Source organism: Kitasatospora sp. NPDC085895, assembly GCF_040702125.1.
GTDB lineage: Bacteria > Actinomycetota > Actinomycetes > Streptomycetales > Streptomycetaceae > Kitasatospora > Kitasatospora arboriphila.
The window spans coordinates 54028-70285 of the sequence record NZ_JBFBJY010000042.1 but is presented as its reverse complement, the minus strand read 5'-3'; the positions used below and the strand labels follow the sequence as shown (position 1 = coordinate 70285).

The window sequence follows — 16258 nt, the reverse complement described above, 5'->3', positions numbered from 1 at the left end:
CTCCAGGACGTGGGAGAGCGCACGCACCATGCCGCACCCCGTCCTGCGAGTGCTCGACGCGGCCGACCCAGTCGATGAGCTGTTCCTCCCCGAACTGCTCCCCGCCGGCCTCGCGCTCCTCGACCAGGCCGTCGGTGAAGCACAGGACCCGGTCGCCGTGTCCCAGCATCCGCTCGCTGATCACCGGTTCCTCGCCGCCGAACCCGACCGGCAGGGTGGTGACGCTCTCCAGGCGCTCGACGACGACGTGGTCGCGGATCAGCAGCGGCATGGGGTGCCCGGCGTTGACCCACTGCAGGTGGCCGGTCACGGTGTTCAGGCGCATCATCTGCGCGGTGACGAAGTGATCCGGCTCGAACTGCTCGGCGATGGCCCGGTCCATGAACGCGTAGATCTCGGCCAGCCCGATGTCGGCTCGCCGGGCGTGCCGGTACGCGCCGATGGCTACGGTCGCCATGGTCGCGGCGTCCAGCCCGTGGCCCATCGCGTCGATCGTGGCCACGTGCAGGAGGTCGCCGTTCAGTGCGTAGTCGAAACTGTCGCCCGCCACCTGGTAGGCGGGCTCGAGGATGCCGGCCACGGCGACCCGGGGGACGGTCATCGAGAGTGGAGGCAGCAGCGACCACCGGATCTCTGCGGCAACGCTCATCGGGTCCAGGTGCCGGGCCTGGAAGATCCGGTCGGTGTAGGCGCTCTTGGTGACCAGCAGGTCCGCGACCAGGCCGGCGAACCGGCGAAGGAGCCGCCGGTCGTCGTCGACGGCGTCCAGTGTGAGGGCCAGTACCCCGACCTCGCCGCCGTCCAGCAACGGCAGGTACACCCGGACCCCGTCGGCCCGCGGTACCTCGACGGGCACACCGCGCAGGAAGGCCGCACCCGCGGGCGACCCGTCGATCGGGACCGGTTCCCCGGGCGCCAGCCCCCCGGCCGGACAGCGGCACCAGCACCAGCTGACCGTAGTCCTGCAGCAGGAGCGCCGGGTCACGACCGTCGAACCTGATCGCCGCGTCGGCGACCAGCGGGGCGATCAGCTGAGGCGGCACCTCGTGGGCCTGATCGAGCAGCGCCCCCAGCAGCCGTTCGCCGAACCGCTCCGACCGGTCCAGCCGCCGCTCACCGTCTCTGCTCGCCGCCGTCCTCCCCGTCGCACGATCGGCGCGGACTCGATCCACACCGACACACCGGTCCGCTTCACCGAGCCGGCCCTTCCATTGCGCCCGACAGCGGCCCGTTCCGCCCCCGGTCCCGCCCCCTCCCCACGGGTCGGCACCGGAGATATCTCAGCCCCGCAGACCGTTGGCACGTCCCCGGGGTGCCGCGAAGCACGGCCGGCCCTGGTCTCGGCCCTGGTCTCGTTCACCCCCGTACCGCCACATTCAGCCGCTGCCCATCGACCCGCTCCGCCACAGTTCGGAACGGGTGCGAACCCCGGCCGACGGGGTCCGGGAGAATTGGAAGGCGTGTTGGGGGAACCCCTCACGAGTTCGAATCTCGTATCCTCCGCCTCTGCCCGCCAGGGCGGACGAAAGGCCCCGACCGGTTTCCGGTCGGTGCCTTCGTCGTGTTCCGTCTCAGTCGGGCGTGCTGGGAGGTCCGCGCGCCCCTCCCCCGCCTTCCCCAGAGCACCGCCAGTCAACCAGCCTCCGGTGCGGATCGGTCGTCTCGGTCTCCGTCTCGTTCGTCGCTGTCCACCCACGATCGAGTCGGTAGAGGGACGCTCCGAACGCCGCAGGTCAGGGTGCACATGGATGGGTGTGGACACCGCACCGGAGAACTGGGAACGGATGACACCAAGCCCGGCCGGTTGCAGTTCCGGAATCTCGCGTCCTCCGCCTTCGTCGTCTTCTCGGGTCCCGAGCGGCACGCGTCGAGGGCCGCATCTCCCTCTCGGGAGGGAGACGGAACCCCGCCCCGGCGGGATCCGCGGCCTGCGCCGCGCCGGTTGACTCGGGGCATCGAGGACCTGGGAGGAAACATGCTGCGCACGACGATCGGACGACTGCTGACCCAGGCCGCGGTGGCGGTCCTGCTGGCCGGCACGGCCGCGGTACCCGCCGCGGCGGCGCAGGAGACGGGACCGGCTGACATCCGGGCGGCCATCGAGGCGGTGCCGGGCCTGCGCATCGCGGAGGAGAAGCCGGCCGCGCCGGGCTTCCGCTTCTTCGTCCTGACGCTGCACCAGGCCACCGACCACCACCACCCGGAGAGGGGCGGCTTCGAGCAGCGGCTCACGCTCCTGCACCGCGGCACCGACCGGCCGACCGTGCTGTACACCAGCGGCTACACCGTCGCCACCACCCAGTTCCGCTCGGAGCCCGCCGAGTTGCTGGACGGCAACCAGGTGAGCACCGAGCAGCGGTTCTTCGGTTCCTCGCGCCCCGAGCCCACAGACTGGACGGACCTCGACATCTGGCAGGCCGCAGCAGACCACCACCACGTGGTCGAGGCGCTGCGCCAGGTCTACCGGTCGGCGTGGATCTCCACCGGCGGAAGCAAGGGCGGCATGGCCACCGTCTACCACCGCCGCTTCTACCCGCAGGACGTGGCCGGCTCGGTCGCCTACTCCGCGCCGAACAACGTCGACGACCACGAGGACTCCGCCTACCTCGACTTCCTGCGCACCGTCGGCACCCCCGAGTGCCGCAGCGCCCTTCGGTCCGCCCAGCGGGCCCTGCTGGAGCGCCGTGCCGCCCTGGTGCCCCGGTACCAGGCCTGGGCGGACTCCCGAGGCGACGGCTTCCGACTGATCGGCGGCGCAGACAAGGCCTTCGAGATCGCCGTGCTGCGGGCGCCGTTCATGTTCTGGCAGGGCCGCGGCCAGGCCGGGTGCCCGGCGGTACCCGCTCCGGACGCCTCCGACGGGGCGCTGTACGGCTGGCTCTCCGACGTCGCCCAACTCCCGGTCTACGCGGACTCGGTGGCGAACCAGTTCGTCCCGTACTTCTACCAGCTGGGCACCCAGCTGGGGTACTTCCCGGTCGAGACGGCCCACCTCGCCGACCTGCTCCGCCACCCCGGCGCCACCGAGCCGCGCACCTTCGTCCCCCGCGACATCCCGCTCCGCTACCGGCCGCAGGCGATGCGCGACGTGGACCGGTGGGTGCGCACACACGGCGAGCGGCTGATGTTCGTCAACGGCGGCGCCGACCCGGCGGTGGCCGAGCTGTTCAGGCTGGGACAGGGGTCCCGGGACTCGTACCTCTTCCGGGTGCCCGGGGGTACGCATGCGGCGCGCATCGCGCAGTTGCCCGCTGCTGACGCCGCGGCGGCGACGGCCGCACTGCGCCGGTGGGCGGCGGTGTAGCGCAGATCCAGGGCAAGGACCACTCACCCCGCTTCGCGCCTCTCGTGTCCTCCGCCTTCGTCGTTGTGTGCTCCGGTGCTCCGGCCGCTGCAGCCGGGCGCCCTCAGCCGGTGGGCCGCCTGCGGGTGCGGGTGGTGGTGGGCCTGACCAGGTAGCCGGCGAGGGCGGCGAGGGCGATCAGGGCGAGGGTCGCGGCGGTGAGGGAGGCCCAGGGGACGACGAGGGCGGTGCCCTTCGGCCAGAGCTGGGCTCCGGCGAGGACGATGCCGGTGAGGAGTCCGCAGCCGAGCGAGAGCGAGGTGATCGCCGCCGACTGCGTCGCGGACACCAGCCGCTGGGTGCGGCCGCCGAAGCCGATGACGTGGAGCAGCCGCAGTCGGGGCCTCAGTTCCTGGGCGGAGGCGGAGACCGCGAGCAGGGTCGCGACCAGGACGGTGGTGCCCGCGATCGCCATCATGACGTTCCACCGGGCGGGGACGGGCTGGGTGCGGGGCCACTCGATCCGCAGGGCGGTGGCGGGGACGCCGAGAGGTTCGAGGGCGGTGCCGAGCCGGTCCTCGATGCCCGCGGGCAGCCCGTCGTCGGGGGTGGCGAGGTAGGTCGTGGTGACGGGGAACAGGCCGAGGCCGCGGGCGGCGGCGGCGGTGAGCACGCCGGTGGCCCGGTTGCGCGTGGTCCGGTCCACGGGGTCGCCGGGGCGGGCCGCGGCGGTGAGCGGCGCCCGGCCCGCGGTGCCCGGCGTCGGTTCGAAGGCCAGCGCGGCGTTCCCGTCGCGGACGAAGGCGGGGTCGAACACCACGATCTCGCCCGCCGCCAGCGCGGCGGCCTCGTCGGCCGTCCGGTCCCGCCGGGTGAGCGCGCGGAAGTCCGCCTCCGTCTCGACGATCTGCAGGGTGCCGTGGGGGTTGGCGGCCTGCGGCGTCCGCGCGAGGAGGGCGACCTTCGGCAGTGCGAGCCGTGACGGGGCGTCGGCGGCGGGGCGGTCCGCGGCGTACACGCCCCGGACCTGGACGACGGAGGCCCGCGGGCCGACCGCCCGGCGCACCGCGGCCTCGACGGCGGCGGACGGCGGTGCGTCCCGCAGCACCACTTCGATCTGGCCGGGGTGCCGCGAGCCGGCGTACTCTCGGGCGTCCCGGGCCGCGTTGCTGCCGACGAAGACGGCGGTGGAGGCGGCGAAGGCGACGGTGACCACGCCGAGGACGACGGCCGCGGCGGGGCGGCGCCGGTCCCTGGCGAGGTCGCGCAGGCCGAACCGCGGTCCCGGCCCGAGCCCCCGGGCGGCCCGGCCGAGCAGCAGCAGGAGGTCGGGGACCACCAGCAGGGTGGCCGCGAGGAGGGCGGTGCCGCCGACCACTCCGGGGGTGCTCGACCCGGAGGCGGCCCCGAGGGCGACGGCGGCGGCCGCCAGCACGCCGCAGGCCGCTGCCGCCCGCCGCCGGTGCCGTCCGGTGGTGTCGGTGGGGACGCGGCTCAGCCGCCGGCGGACGGTGTGCCCGGCGGCGAGCCGTGCGGGCAGCCAGACGGCGAGGGCGCCGCAGAGCACGGTCGCGGCCAGCAGGACCGGCGGACGCGGGGACGCGAGGTCGACCGGCGCGAGGTCGCGGTGGACGACGGCCCGGACGGCCGGCCGGACGGCCGCGCCGAGGGCCGTTCCGAGGAGCACGCCGGCGGTTCCGCCGACGGCGGCGGCGAGCAGACCGGCGGCCCGGGCCAGCCGGACGAGCCGCGTGCCGTCGAACCCGACGGCGGACAGCAGGCCGAACTGCCGCTGCAGGCGGCGCATCCGGATGCCGAAGGCCGCGGCCGATCCGGCGAGCACGAGGAGCAGGCCGGGAAGGGCGACGAGTCCGGGCTGGGCCGCGAGCAGGGTCCTGGCGGCCGCGGCGACCTGCGGCCTGGTCCGGACGGCGAGGTGGAGCCGTGCGGCCTGCGGGCCGATCCGGCCCGCCGCGCCGGGGCCGGTCACCAGCCAGCCGCGGGTGACGCCCGATTCGGCCGCGCGGGCCGGGTCGGACCACCGCTCGAACAGGCCCGGTCCGCCGGCCACGAACTCGGCGTCGTGGGCGGCCGGGTCCTCGACCAGGCCGACGACCACGGCCGGGGTGTCGGACCCGCTGAACCGCAGGGTGCCGCCGAGGGCCAGGTGGTGCGCGGCGGCGAGGTGTTCGGAGACGGCGGCCTCGCCGGGGCCTGCGGGCACTCGCCCGGCCTTCGTCCGCAGCCAGCCGCGGGTGGCCGCCGCCGTCCAGTCGCTCTCCCGGTAGGCGGCGTACCGGGTGAGGCCGCCGACGACGACGGGGACCTCGGGCGCCTTGTAGTAGGGGACGGCCGCGGTGCCGGCGGGCAGGGGCCCGACCACGGCGGACAGGTCGGCGGGGGCCGGGCCCGGCTCGATCCGGTCGATCTGGAGGCCGGCGCGGGCCATCGCGGCGGTCGCGAGTTGCTGCGGCGACAGGTTGAGCGTGTCCACCACGGAGGCGGCGGCGGTGGCGAGCAGCACGGGGACGGCGAAGATCAGCAGCAGCATGGCGCGGCGGCGGCCCGTGCCGATCACGGTCGACCAGGCGATCCGGAGGTCGACCGGGAGGTGCCGGTGGATCATCGGACGTCCTCGCGGGCTGCGCGCGGAGCCCGTTCCTCGATCCGGTCGAGCGTGCCGTCCCGCAGGTGCACGACGCGGTCCGCGAAGTCGGCGTTGGCCGGGTTGTGCGTGCTGAGCAGCACGGTGGTGCCGTTGTCGCAGAGCTGCCGCAGGAGTTCCATGATTTCGGCGCCGGTGTCCGAGTCCAGGGAGCCGGTGGGCTCGTCCGCGAGGACGAGGCGGCGGTCCCCGACGACGGCGCGGGCGATCGCCACCCGCTGCTGCTGGCCGCCGGAGACCTCGTCGGGGAACCGTCCGCCCGTGCCGTCGAGGCCGACCCTGGCCAGCGCGGCCCGGGCGGCGGACCGCGCGGCGTGCCGGCCCGTCCCGGCGCCCTCCAGGGGCAGCGCGACGTTCTCCTCCAGCGTCAGCTCGGCGAGGAGGTTGAGCTCCTGGAAGACGAAGCCGACGGCGGTCAGCCGCAGGCGGGCCAACTGCCGTTCGGAGAGCCGGCCGAGGTCCTCTCCGAGGACGCGGACCCGGCCGCTGTCGGCCCGGTCGAGGCCGCCGGCGATGCTGAGCAGCGTCGTCTTGCCGGAGCCGCTGGCGCCCATGACGGCGACCAGTTCTCCGCGTTCGGCCTGCAGGGTGACGCCGGCGAGGGCGCGGACCTCGGCCCCGCCCGAGCGGAAGGTGCGGCCGACGGCCTCGAACTGCACTACGGACACGCTGGGTTCCCCTTGCTCTTCACCGGGCCGACGGCCCGGATCCGCGACGCGCGGGATCCGGGCCGCTTCGTACGGGCTCGTCAGCAGGCGAGGTCGTCGGTGTAGACGCGGACCGAGCTCGCCTCGTCGTTGTTGTACCAACCGACGTACCCGTTGCTGGAGTTGGGGTTCATGCACTCGCTGCCGCCGGTGGCGTTGGCTCCCCAGAACCACTTGGCGTCGTTCGTCCAGGAGTTGTTGATCCACGAGGAGGTGCGGTCGTTGAATCCGGTGAGGTTGTACGTCCCCGGGGAGGCGCTCCGGTACCAGGTGCCGCCGTTGAAGTACGAGTCGTCGTAGAGGCAGACGTTCCCCACGTAGCAGGTGGTCGACACGGCTGCCGCCGGGCCGGCGAAGCCCACGAGGCCGACGCCGGCTGCCATGACCGCCGCGGCGGCCAGACCGGCCGCACGCTGTCCTGAGCCCATGCCACTTCCCCCTTGCACACGAACCGATCGACCGGCGGGCGCCGGTACCGGGCGGACACTAGCCACGCGTGTGGCGTGCGCGACAGCAGTGATCGGCCGACCCCGCCGTTTAATGACGTGTTCACGCCTCCTTCCGCCCCGCGCGGCCCGGGACGCGGCGGTGCGCCGCCCCCGGCGGGCCGCGCCCGGCCGGAACGGGCGGCAGCGGGGGCGGCGACGCCGTTCGGCAGGTCAGCGGCGGTGGCGATGCGCCGCACAGCAGCCGGTGCCGGCCTTCATGCCGCCGTCGGGCCCGGCTCCCCGCCGCCCGTACGGGACGATCACATCGGGAATTCCGGGCTCCGGAAGGCCCGGCATCCGACGGGCGCCCGCGTTCGCGCCGGTGGGGGCCACGGTCCGGGCCGGCCGGTCGCAGTGCCCGACCGGCGGGCCGGGCCGGCGACGATTGGCCGGAATGCGACGCTTCAGACGGCGGCCGGAACCGGAGCGGCTGCCCGGGCGAAGCCGCGGGTCACCAGGCAGGCGGCGAGGGCGAGTTCCCAGGCGAAGACCGGAACGGCGGCCAGGGCGCCCCAGGCGGAGACCTGGGTGTAGCCGCCGAAGAGCACGGCGACGGCCGAGGCGAAGATCAGCGGTCCGCCGATCAGCCCGAGGACGGCGACGAAGCGCGGCACCAGGCGGGAGCGGTACATGAGGTACGCCGCCAGCAGGGTGTTGGCGCCGCAGACGAAGTTGGGGCCGAGCAGGAAGGTCCAGTCGTGGACCGCGACCAGGGCGCGGGCGGTGGTGGCGAGTGCGGCCGGGTCGGCGCCGTCCGCGCCGTGCCGGCGCAGGGTCACCACGGCGAGGAGGCTGACGATGCCGACCGCGATGACGGCGGCCTCCAGGACGCGCAGGGCGACGTAGCCGGCGGCGGCGGCCTCGTCGTGGCGCCTGGTGACCGGGTACAGCGTGACGGCGGTGCCGACGATGCCGAGGGCCAGCAGCACTTCGAGCAGGGCGCCGAGCAGCACCCGGACGTCCGGGCCTGCACCGAGGACGTAGCCGGGGTCGTTCAGGACGGGCCCGTAGAGGACGAGCCCGCCGATCGAGGTGACGTGGGTGACGAAGTAGCAGAGGCCTGCGGCCCTCGCGAGCCTTCCCGACGGTTCCACCGTTGCTCCTTGGTCGACGAACGGCCGGGGTCGCGGCAGCGCGGCACCGACGGAGGTGTACGGCGTACACCTCCGCTCGGAACGGTAGGGTGTACGCCGTACACCAGTCAAGGGGCGTCCGGGACCCGGGCTCGTCGGACGAGCCCCGGGAGGCGGACGGAGGAGAGGCGGTCGGAGATGACCCGGCAGGCGGACGGCGGTCGGCGGACCCCGCTGAGCAGGGACCGGGTGCTGCGCACCGCCGTCGCGCTCGCGGACCGGTCCGGCATCGACGCGCTGAGCATGCGCAGCCTGGCCCAGGAGCTCGGAGTCGTCCCGATGGCGCTCTACAAGCACGTGGCCAACAAGGAGCAGCTCCTCGACGGCATGGTCGACGTCGTCGTCGGCGAGATCGGCCCCCCGGACGGGGGCGACGGCTGGAAGGACGCCGTCCGCGGGCGCATCCTCGCCACCCGGCACGCGCTGCTCCGCCACCCGTGGGCCGCGCGGGTGGTCGAGTCACGGCCCGGCCCGACGCCGGGCACGCTCGGCCACCTCGACTCGCTGATCGGGATGTTCCGGGCGGGCGGCCTCTCGGCCGACCTCACCCACCACGCGATGCACGCGCTGGGCGGCCGGGTGTGGGGCTTCACCCAGGAGCTCTTCCCCGCTCCCCCGCCCTCCGCCGACCCGGAGGTCCGGGCCGCCGTCCTGCGCGAGGCTGCCGTCCACTACCCGCACATCGTGGAGATCGCCACGGCCGGTGCCGCGCACGACGACGGGTCGGTGGTCGGCGGCGGCTGCGACGACCGGTTCGAGTTCGAGTTCGCCCTCGACCTGCTGCTGGACGGCATCGAGCGCCTGCACCGGCAGGGCTGGAGCTCGGCCCGGCACGGCTGACGTCCCGTCGGGCCGCACCGGGCGACGGGTCGGACCGGGCGACGGGTCGGACCGGGCGGAGGACCGCGCCGGGCGGAGGACCGGGCGGCGGGTCAGGCCGGGGTGCCGACGTCCAGGGTCCACAGGAGGCCGCCGGCCGGGTCCGGGGCCGTGCCGACGCCGGCGTCGAGGTAGCGGCAGTCGAGCATGTTCTGCTGGTGGTAGTCGTCGTCCATCCAGTCGTCGAAGACGTCGGCCGGGGACTTGCGGCGCTGGTCGATGTTCTCGCCCCAGGCCCGCCACCGGTAGCCGGCCGCGTCGATCCGGCTCTCCGGGCCGCGGCCGGCGGGGTCGTCGTGGTCGAAGTAGCGGCGTGCCGACATGTCCTCGGAGTGCCGCTGGGCGGCCGTGTGCAGTTTGGCGTCGACGCGCAGCGCACGGCACCCGCGCTTCGCCCGCTCGGCGTTGATCAGGTCGACGAGCTGCCGCTCGGGGCTCCGCGGCGTGGGGCTCGGGCTCGCCGAGGGCGACGGGGAGGGGCTGGGCGGGGCCGTGGTCGGCGACGGGGAGGGCGCGGGGGCGTCGAGGGCGACGGTCCGCGGGCCGGGCACCGAGACCGAGGGGGCGGGCGGGGGCGGCGGGACGGTGTCGTCGGGCAGACCCCGGACGACTCCGAGCACGGCGGCGGTGACGGCGACCGCACCGGCCGCCTGGAGCGCGCGGCGGGCCCGGCGCCGGGCGGCCCGGCGCAGGCTCCGCGTCCCCCGCGGTCCGATCAGGTCGAGCACCCGGTCGCCCGCCCCGGACGGCGCGGGCGGCACGGCCGCGGATCCGGCGGAACCCGTGTGGGTCAGCACCGAGGTGACGGCTGTGCCCGGGCCGGGCAGGGCGGCGAGCTTGGCCGCGAAGAACTCCGGTCCGAGCGAGAAGCCGTGCATCGGCACCACCAGGACGAGGCCGGCGAGCAGTCCCTCGGCGGGGACGAGGCCGCGGGCCGTACCCTCGCAGATGCGGCAGGTCCGCAGGTGGCGGGCTATTCGCTTGCGCCAGAGCGCGCTCGGGCGGCCGTCCCAGGCGGTGGTGAGCTCGCCGAGGGAGGGGCAGCGCGGCTCGGCGGAGAGCGCCCGGACGACGGTGCGGCCGACCTCCAGCTGCTCCTTCATCCGCTGCACCCGGACGGCGGTGTGCTGCGGGGAGAGCTCCAGCGCCTCGGCGAGTTCGGTGCGGGTGAGCCGGCCCGCGGCCTCCAGCCACCAGAGCGAGAGCAGGTCGCGATCGCGGTCGTCCAGCCAGCGGGTCGCCTCGGTGACCTCGCGGCGCTGGCCGGAGAGGCCGAGGCGCAGCACGGTGAGGTCGACGAAGTCGCCGGCCGGGTCGGCGACCTGGGCCATGCCGTCGATGTCCGGGACGGGCCCGGCCTGCCGGGCGTTGCGGCTGCGGCGCACCTCGTTCATCGCGACGGCGACCAGCCAGGAGCGGAAGGCGGTGGTGTCACGCAGGCCGGACAGGCCGCCGACCATGCGGATCATGGTCTCCTGGACGACGTCGTCGACGTCGGGGTGGCCGTTCATGGCCCGGCCGACGATGTTGTAGACCAGCGGCAGGCAGTCGGCGACCAGCCGGTCGCGGGCCGCCCCGTCGCCGGCCTGCGCCGCCTCCACCACCTCGGTGTCCATTGCGCCGTCGTTGCCCATGTGCCCTGTCCTCGCTCGTCCTCAAGCCACGGCCCCCACTGGACGGAGACCTGGGCGGACGGACCGGATAACAGGAATCCGGGTGTGTGATCCGCCGCTGTCCTTTTCCGTTATGGCGCCCCCGTGGCGTGGTCTCCCAGGGCGTCGGCACGAACACCGGCGCGAATCGGCCCAGGGAGCAGCCAGTATGAACGACGACCCGACGACCCCGTTCCACCTCCCGCCGCACCCGGCGGACCAGGACGGCTCCGGCAGTCGCGGCCGGGCCGCGGCATCCGCCGGCCGGGCGGCACGGCGCCGGTCCGAGCGGCGGGCGGGCGGCAACCGGCGGGTGGTGGCGGTGGCCGGGGCGGCCGCGCTGGTGCTGGCCTGCTCGGCGGCGTACACCCTGGCGTCCTCGGGCGGTTCGGGCGGTTCGGGTGGCTCGGGCAATGCAGCCGCGGCCCCGGTGCAGTTGGCGCCGGCGCCCGCGTCCTCCGCGGCCGGGTCGGCGTCGGCGTCCGCCTCGCCCTCGGCGGGCACCGCCTCGCCGCCCGCCTCCCCGTCCGTGTCGGCCTCGGCCTCCGCCCCGGCGAGCGCCTCCGCCTCGGCCGCGAAGAGCGCGAAGGCGTCGAAGGCCCCGGCGGCGGCCGCGAAGCAGCCGGCCGGTTCGGCGCCGACCGGCAGGGCCGCGCAGTTCGCGGAGGAGGTGACGGCACTGACCAACGCGGAGCGGGCGAAGGCGGGCTGCGGCCCGGTCACCCTGGACGACCGGGTGTCGACGGCGGCGATGGCGCACTCGGACGACATGGTGGCCCGGCACTACTTCGAGCACGCGGACCCGGAGGGGCGGCACGCCGACAGCCGGCTGCGCGCCGCGGGCTACAAGCCGGGTTGGTGGGGCGAGAACATCGCGTACGGGCAGCCGGACCCGGCGGCGGTGATGGACGACTGGATGCACAGCGAGGGCCACCGGGCGAACATCCTCAACTGCCACTTCACGGTGATCGGGGTGGGGGTGAACTTCGGCGCCGGCGGCCCCTGGTGGACGCAGGTGTTCGCCTCCCCGGCGTGAGCGGGCGCGGACGGGCGCGGACGGACGCGGACCGGCACGGACCGGCCCCGCCGGGGCCCGGGTGGGCCGGGTCGGCGGGGCCGGGCGGAGCGGGGCGGCGCGGTGTCAGACCACGTCGGTCATCGCGGGCGTCCCGCCCGCGGTGCGGCCCGTGTCGATCACGGCGAAGGTGGCGTCCTGCGGGTCGACGAGGGCGGCGAAGCGGCCGAACGGGCTGTCCATCGGGCCGAAGACGAGCTTCCCGCCGAGCTCGGTGGCCTTGGCCACGGCGGCGTCGCAGTCGGCGACGCCGAAGTAGACGCTGATGAACGGCGGCACCTCGGCGGGGAAGTCCGGGCCCATCTCCATCCGGCCCAGCACCGGGTTCTCACCGATGGTGAAGACCCGGTAGTCGATCTCGTTCCCACCGTCCATCTGCTGGGCGTGGTACGGGAAGACCTCCATCAGGAAGGAGTCGGCGCGGGCGGTGTCGCGGGTGCAGAGCTCGGCCCAGGAGTAGGCGCCGGCCTCACCGACCTTCTCGAAGCCCTCGTGCGCGGCGCCCTGCCAGACGCCGAAGACCGCGCCGCCGGGTTCGCGGGCGAGCGCCATGGTGCCGAGGCCGCCGACCTGCACGGGCTCCATCATGAGCTCGCCGCCGGCGGCACGGATCCGCTCGGCGGTGGCGGCGGCGTCGGGCGAGGCGAAGTAGAGGCACCAGGCGGAGGGCATCTCCTCGTCGGGCATCGGCGGGACGAGCCCGGCGACCGCCCTGCCGTCCTTGTGGGCCTGGGTGTAGCCGCCGAACTCGGACGAGGGCTCGCCGAACGTCCAGCCGAGGACGGCGCCGTAGAAGTTCTTGGCGCCCTCCACGTCGTGGAACACCGCGTCGACCCAGCAGGGGGTTCCCTCGGGTTGCAGGGCCATGTCTGTCTCCTCGTGTCGTGAGCGCGTGGGTGGGGCCGGGCCGGGTCAGCCCATGGTCTTGGCCCCGTCCAGGGATTCGCGGATGATGTCGGCGTGCCCGGCGTGCTGGGAGGTCTCGGCGATGACGTGCAGCAGCACCCGCCGGACGGACCAGGTGGCGCCCGGCTCGAACCAGGGCGCCTCGGGCAGCGGGTGGGCGGCGTCCAGGTCCAGGGCTTCCACCAGGCGGTCGGTCTCGGCGGCCGTCCGCGTGTAGGCGTCCAGCAGACCGGCCAGGGTCTCGCCCTCGCCCATCCTGAACTGGCCCTCCCAGTCCACGGGTTCGCTGCGCATGGCGGTGGCGCCGCCGACCGCGAACCGCATCCAGCGGGCCTCGACGCCGGTGACGTGCTTGATCAGGCCGCCGAGGCAGAGCTCGCTGGCGGTGGTGCGCTGCGCGGCCTGGTCGTCGGTGAGGTTGCGGACGGTGAAGCGGAGGAATCCGCGGTGCTTGTCGAGGGTCTCCAGCAGGTCGGCGCGTTCCCGGGAGAGCTCCCGGTCGCCGGTGCCAGCGCTCCGGTCGGTCATGTCGGTCCTCCGTGTCAGGCGGGCACGGTCCAGCGCTGGGCACCGGTGCCGTTGCAGTCCCACAGTTGCAGTCGGGTGCCGCTCGCGGTGTTGCTGCCGGGCAGGTCCAGGCAGCGGCCGGAGGGCGGGTTGAGCAGCGAGCCGTCGGCGCGCGGCCACCACTGCTGGGCGCCGGTGCCGTTGCAGTCCCAGAGCTGGACGGCGGCCCCGTTGAAGACCGAACTGCCTTCCACGTCGAGGCACTTGCCGAGGGCGCGGAGGGTGCCGTCGGAGGCGGTGGTCCACTGCTGGGCGGCGCCGCCGGTGCACTCGGCGAGCTGGACGGGCGTCCCGTTCTCGGTCGAACTCCCCCGCACGTCGACGCACTTGGCGCCGAGGCCGGTGACCGCGCCGGTGGCCGGACGGGCCGGGCCGACGTCGAAGGACGGCGGCGCGTCGGCGCGGGCGCTGCCCCAGGCCGGGTCGGGCGCGTCGGCGAGGGTGTAGGCCAGGGTGCCGCCGCGGCGGACGAAGTCCTCGCTCAGCCAGGGCCGGGTGCTCGCGGCGCCGTCCACGGCGAGCGCGTGCACGTAGCGGACGGCGGCGGACGCCCCGGGGGCGTCCACGTCGATCACCGCGCCGTTGCCGCGGCGGATCGTGATCCCCGGGAACAGCGGGCTGGCCAGCACGAGTTCGGACCGGCCGGGGGCCTGCGGGTACATCCCGAGCGCGGCCCAGACCACCCAGGAGGACATCTGCCCGAGGTCGTCGTTGCCCGGCTCGCCGTCCGGAGCGTCGGCGAACAGCGTGGTCAGCGCCCGGCGCACCACGTCCTGGGTGCGGTGGGGGCGGCCGGCGTAGGCGTAGGCCCACGGGGTGTTCGCCGAGGGCTCGTTGCCGAGGTAGGCGTGTTCCGAGTCGGGGCCGCCGTTGAGCTCGGTGAAGAAGTCGTCCAGCCGGGCGGCCGCCGCCGCGTCGCCGCCCATCGCGTCGAACAGTCCGCGGTGGTTGTAGGGGACCATCCAGGCGTACTGGGCGGCGCTGCCCTCGACGAACTGGTCCTGCTGGGCGGGCCGGAAGTCGGGCCAGGAGTGGTCGGTGTCGCGGGGCTGGATCCAGCCGCTGCCGCTGTTGATCAGGTTGCGCCAGTTCGCCGAGCGGTGCATCAGGGCGTCGTGGGCGGCGGTGTCGCCGATCCGGCCGGCGAGTTGGGCGAGCGCGAAGTCCGCGCTGGTGTACTCCAGGGTGGTGGCGGCGGAGCCCCAGACGCCGCCGGCGTCGGCCGGGATGTAGCCGATGGTGTCGTAGGGGCCGTGGCCGGGCCGCTGGCGGGTGTCGCGGCTGCCGTCGGTGGCGATCCGCAGCAGGGCGGCCGCGTCGAAGTCGGTGCCGCCGAAGGCGTGGATCGAGCTGGCGACGATCGGCAGCGGGTCGCCGACCATCACGCCGGTGCCGCCGTTGGCGAGGGTCCAGCGGTCCAGGTAGCCGGCGCTCGCGCCCTGGTCGGTGACGGACTGGGCGACGTCGGCGGCCCTGGCCGGGTCGAGCAGGGCGAGCAGCTGGACCTGGGAGCGGTAGACGTCCCAGCCGGAGAAGTCGGCGTACTGGGTGTGGCCGGGCCTGGCGGTGCGGATCCTCCCGTCGAAGCCGGGGTAGCGGCCGTCGGCGTCGCTGATCGCGCTGGGGTGCAGCAGGGCGTGGTAGAGCGCGGTGTAGAGGATGCGCCGCTGGGCGGTGGTGCCGCCGTCGACGGCGATCCGGCCGAGCAGGTCGTTCCAGCCGGCGCGGGCGGCGGTGCGGAGCTCGTCGAAGGCGGCGCCGCGCTGTTCGGCGAGCAGGTTGGCGCGGGCGCCCTCGGCGCTGACGAAGGAGAGGCCGACCCGGGCGGTGACGGTGCGGTCCTGGCCGGTGTCGAAGGAGACCAGCGCCTGGGCGCCGGAGGCGGCCCGCTCCCGGTCGGGGTGCTGGTCGCCGCCCTGGCCGGAGCGGCGTTCGCGGGCCTCCTCGGTGCGGGCGGGCTGCGGGGCGATGCCCTCGCTCGCCCCGGTGGCGCTGCGCCGGGCGGTGTCGACCGTGCCCTGGTCCGCGCCGCCGGTGCGGACGATCCCGGCGCTGCTGAACGGCCGGTCGAACTGGGCGTGGAAGTAGACCCGGTAGTGGTTGTCGGTGCCGCAGAAGCCGCCGCTCTCCGTCCAGCCGGAGAGGGTGTCGGCGCCGATGGTGATCGAGCCGGTGGCGCTGTTGAAGGCCTTGCCGGCGTCGACGGTGAGCGAGGCGGTGTGGCCGGCGGGGTAGGTGAAGCGGGCGATGCCGGAGCGCTGGGTGGCGGCGAGTTCGGTCCTCAGCCCGTTGCCGAAGGTGACGGCGTACGAGCCGGGGGCGGTGCTCTCGTCTGCGTGCGAGAAGTCCGAGTGGGCGACCGGCCGGCCGTCCAGGACGGGCATGAACGGGGTGGTGCCGTAGTCGCCGCAGCCCGCGCCGGAGATGTGGGTGAGGCTGAACCCGCTGATCCGGTGGTCGTCCCAGGAGTAGCCGCCGTGCTGGTAGGTGGCGGTGTCGGGGCTCCACTGCACCATGCCGAGCGGGGCGGACGCGCCGGGGAAGGTGTTGCCCGCGCCGCCGCCGTTGCCGAAGTCCGGGGCGCCCGGCTCGGTGCCGACGAAGGCGTTGACGTACTGGGCCGGGTCGGCGACGGTCACCCGGCCGGGTGGTGCGGCACCGGCGGGGGCGGCCGCGGCACCCGCCAGCAGCACCGCCGAGGCGCCGAGGGCGAGCGCGGACGAGAGGGATCTGGAACGGTGCACGGAGCCTCCTGCGACCCGCCGTCAGCCTGCGATGCGCGTGGCGCGCGGTCCGGCGGCCGCGGTGGGCGGCACGGCGGGGCCGCACGGACGAGCAGGTCGGCCCCGGCCGGTACGGGGAGTACCGGCCGGGGCCGACCATCTGCTCGTCGGTTCATCGTG

The 16258-nt window shown here is 75.1% G+C and carries 11 protein-coding genes and 1 pseudogene; 3 read left to right on the top strand and 9 right to left on the bottom strand.

From position 1 onward, the window contains the following. Positions 1-1106, bottom strand: a pseudogene (locus AB0442_RS24535) (PP2C family protein-serine/threonine phosphatase); the annotation flags it as partial. Positions 1107-1975: 869 nt separating this feature from the next. Between AB0442_RS24535 and AB0442_RS24530 the strand changes: the two are divergent. Further along, positions 1976-3304, top strand: coding sequence for a S28 family serine protease (locus AB0442_RS24530; RefSeq protein WP_366165333.1), 1329 nt, complete (start codon positions 1976-1978; stop codon positions 3302-3304). Between the two features lie 103 nt (positions 3305-3407). Here AB0442_RS24530 and AB0442_RS24525 read toward each other — a convergent pair whose 3' ends face one another. From AB0442_RS24525 to AB0442_RS24510, 4 genes are all read right to left on the bottom strand, one after another. Then, positions 3408-5909: a hypothetical protein gene (locus AB0442_RS24525; protein ID WP_366165332.1), complete on the bottom strand. Its 2502-nt coding sequence runs from the start codon at positions 5907-5909 to the stop codon at positions 3408-3410. Continuing rightward, entirely contained in the window at positions 5906-6616 is a 711-nt protein-coding gene (locus AB0442_RS24520) for an ABC transporter ATP-binding protein (RefSeq protein ID WP_366165331.1), read from the bottom strand. Before AB0442_RS24520 ends, AB0442_RS24525 begins: the two co-directional genes overlap by 4 nt. Before the next feature lie 80 nt (positions 6617-6696). Beyond that, the gene (locus tag AB0442_RS24515; RefSeq protein WP_344625023.1) at positions 6697-7083 is read right to left on the bottom strand and encodes a peptidase inhibitor family I36 protein; all 387 of its coding nucleotides are present in this window, start codon (positions 7081-7083) and stop codon (positions 6697-6699) included. 464 nt (positions 7084-7547) lie between these two features. Further along, positions 7548-8237 carry a DUF4386 domain-containing protein gene (locus AB0442_RS24510; RefSeq protein WP_366165330.1) on the bottom strand — a complete coding sequence of 230 codons (690 nt, stop codon included), beginning with the start codon at positions 8235-8237 and terminating at the stop codon, positions 7548-7550. A 177-nt stretch (positions 8238-8414) separates the two neighbouring features. Here AB0442_RS24510 and AB0442_RS24505 point away from each other — a divergent pair, with 177 nt between their 5' ends. Beyond that, positions 8415-9116: a TetR/AcrR family transcriptional regulator C-terminal domain-containing protein gene (locus AB0442_RS24505; protein ID WP_363541014.1), complete on the top strand. Its 702-nt coding sequence runs from the start codon at positions 8415-8417 to the stop codon at positions 9114-9116. Between the two features lie 92 nt (positions 9117-9208). Here the strand turns inward: AB0442_RS24505 and AB0442_RS24500 are convergent, their stop codons facing one another. After that, positions 9209-10789, bottom strand: coding sequence for a sigma-70 family RNA polymerase sigma factor (locus AB0442_RS24500; protein ID WP_366165329.1), 1581 nt, complete (start codon positions 10787-10789; stop codon positions 9209-9211). A 187-nt stretch (positions 10790-10976) separates the two neighbouring features. Between AB0442_RS24500 and AB0442_RS24495 the strand changes: the two genes are divergently transcribed. Then, a complete protein-coding gene (locus tag AB0442_RS24495; protein ID WP_366165328.1) occupies positions 10977-11843 on the top strand; it encodes a CAP domain-containing protein in 867 nt (288 codons plus the stop codon). A gap of 105 nt (positions 11844-11948) precedes the next feature. On the opposite strand, the gene AB0442_RS24490 is transcribed toward AB0442_RS24495, so the two are convergent. From AB0442_RS24490 to AB0442_RS24480, 3 genes are read right to left on the bottom strand one after another with little or no spacing between them, the layout of a single operon-like run. Further along, positions 11949-12749, bottom strand: coding sequence for a VOC family protein (locus AB0442_RS24490; RefSeq protein ID WP_366165327.1), 801 nt, complete (start codon positions 12747-12749; stop codon positions 11949-11951). A gap of 45 nt (positions 12750-12794) precedes the next feature. Continuing rightward, positions 12795-13316 carry a DinB family protein gene (locus AB0442_RS24485; RefSeq protein ID WP_366165326.1) on the bottom strand — a complete coding sequence of 174 codons (522 nt, stop codon included), beginning with the start codon at positions 13314-13316 and terminating at the stop codon, positions 12795-12797. A gap of 14 nt (positions 13317-13330) precedes the next feature. Then, entirely contained in the window at positions 13331-16099 is a 2769-nt protein-coding gene (locus AB0442_RS24480) for a lectin (protein WP_366165325.1), read from the bottom strand. Positions 16100-16258: the final 159 nt, after the last annotated feature.

Excerpts from the sequence above, each read along its gene's own strand:
- AB0442_RS24525 (WP_366165332.1), bottom strand. The coding sequence starts at position 5,909 with ATGATCCACCGGCACCTCCCGGTCGACCTCCGGATCGCCTGGTCGACC.
- AB0442_RS24485 (WP_366165326.1), bottom strand. The coding sequence starts at position 13,316 with ATGACCGACCGGAGCGCTGGCACCGGCGACCGGGAGCTCTCCCGGGAA.
- AB0442_RS24495 (WP_366165328.1), top strand. The coding sequence starts at position 10,977 with ATGAACGACGACCCGACGACCCCGTTCCACCTCCCGCCGCACCCGGCG.
- AB0442_RS24515 (WP_344625023.1), bottom strand. The coding sequence starts at position 7,083 with ATGGGCTCAGGACAGCGTGCGGCCGGTCTGGCCGCCGCGGCGGTCATG.
- AB0442_RS24500 (WP_366165329.1), bottom strand. The coding sequence starts at position 10,789 with ATGGGCAACGACGGCGCAATGGACACCGAGGTGGTGGAGGCGGCGCAG.
- AB0442_RS24505 (WP_363541014.1), top strand. The coding sequence starts at position 8,415 with ATGACCCGGCAGGCGGACGGCGGTCGGCGGACCCCGCTGAGCAGGGAC.
- AB0442_RS24490 (WP_366165327.1), bottom strand. The coding sequence starts at position 12,749 with ATGGCCCTGCAACCCGAGGGAACCCCCTGCTGGGTCGACGCGGTGTTC.
- AB0442_RS24530 (WP_366165333.1), top strand. The coding sequence starts at position 1,976 with ATGCTGCGCACGACGATCGGACGACTGCTGACCCAGGCCGCGGTGGCG.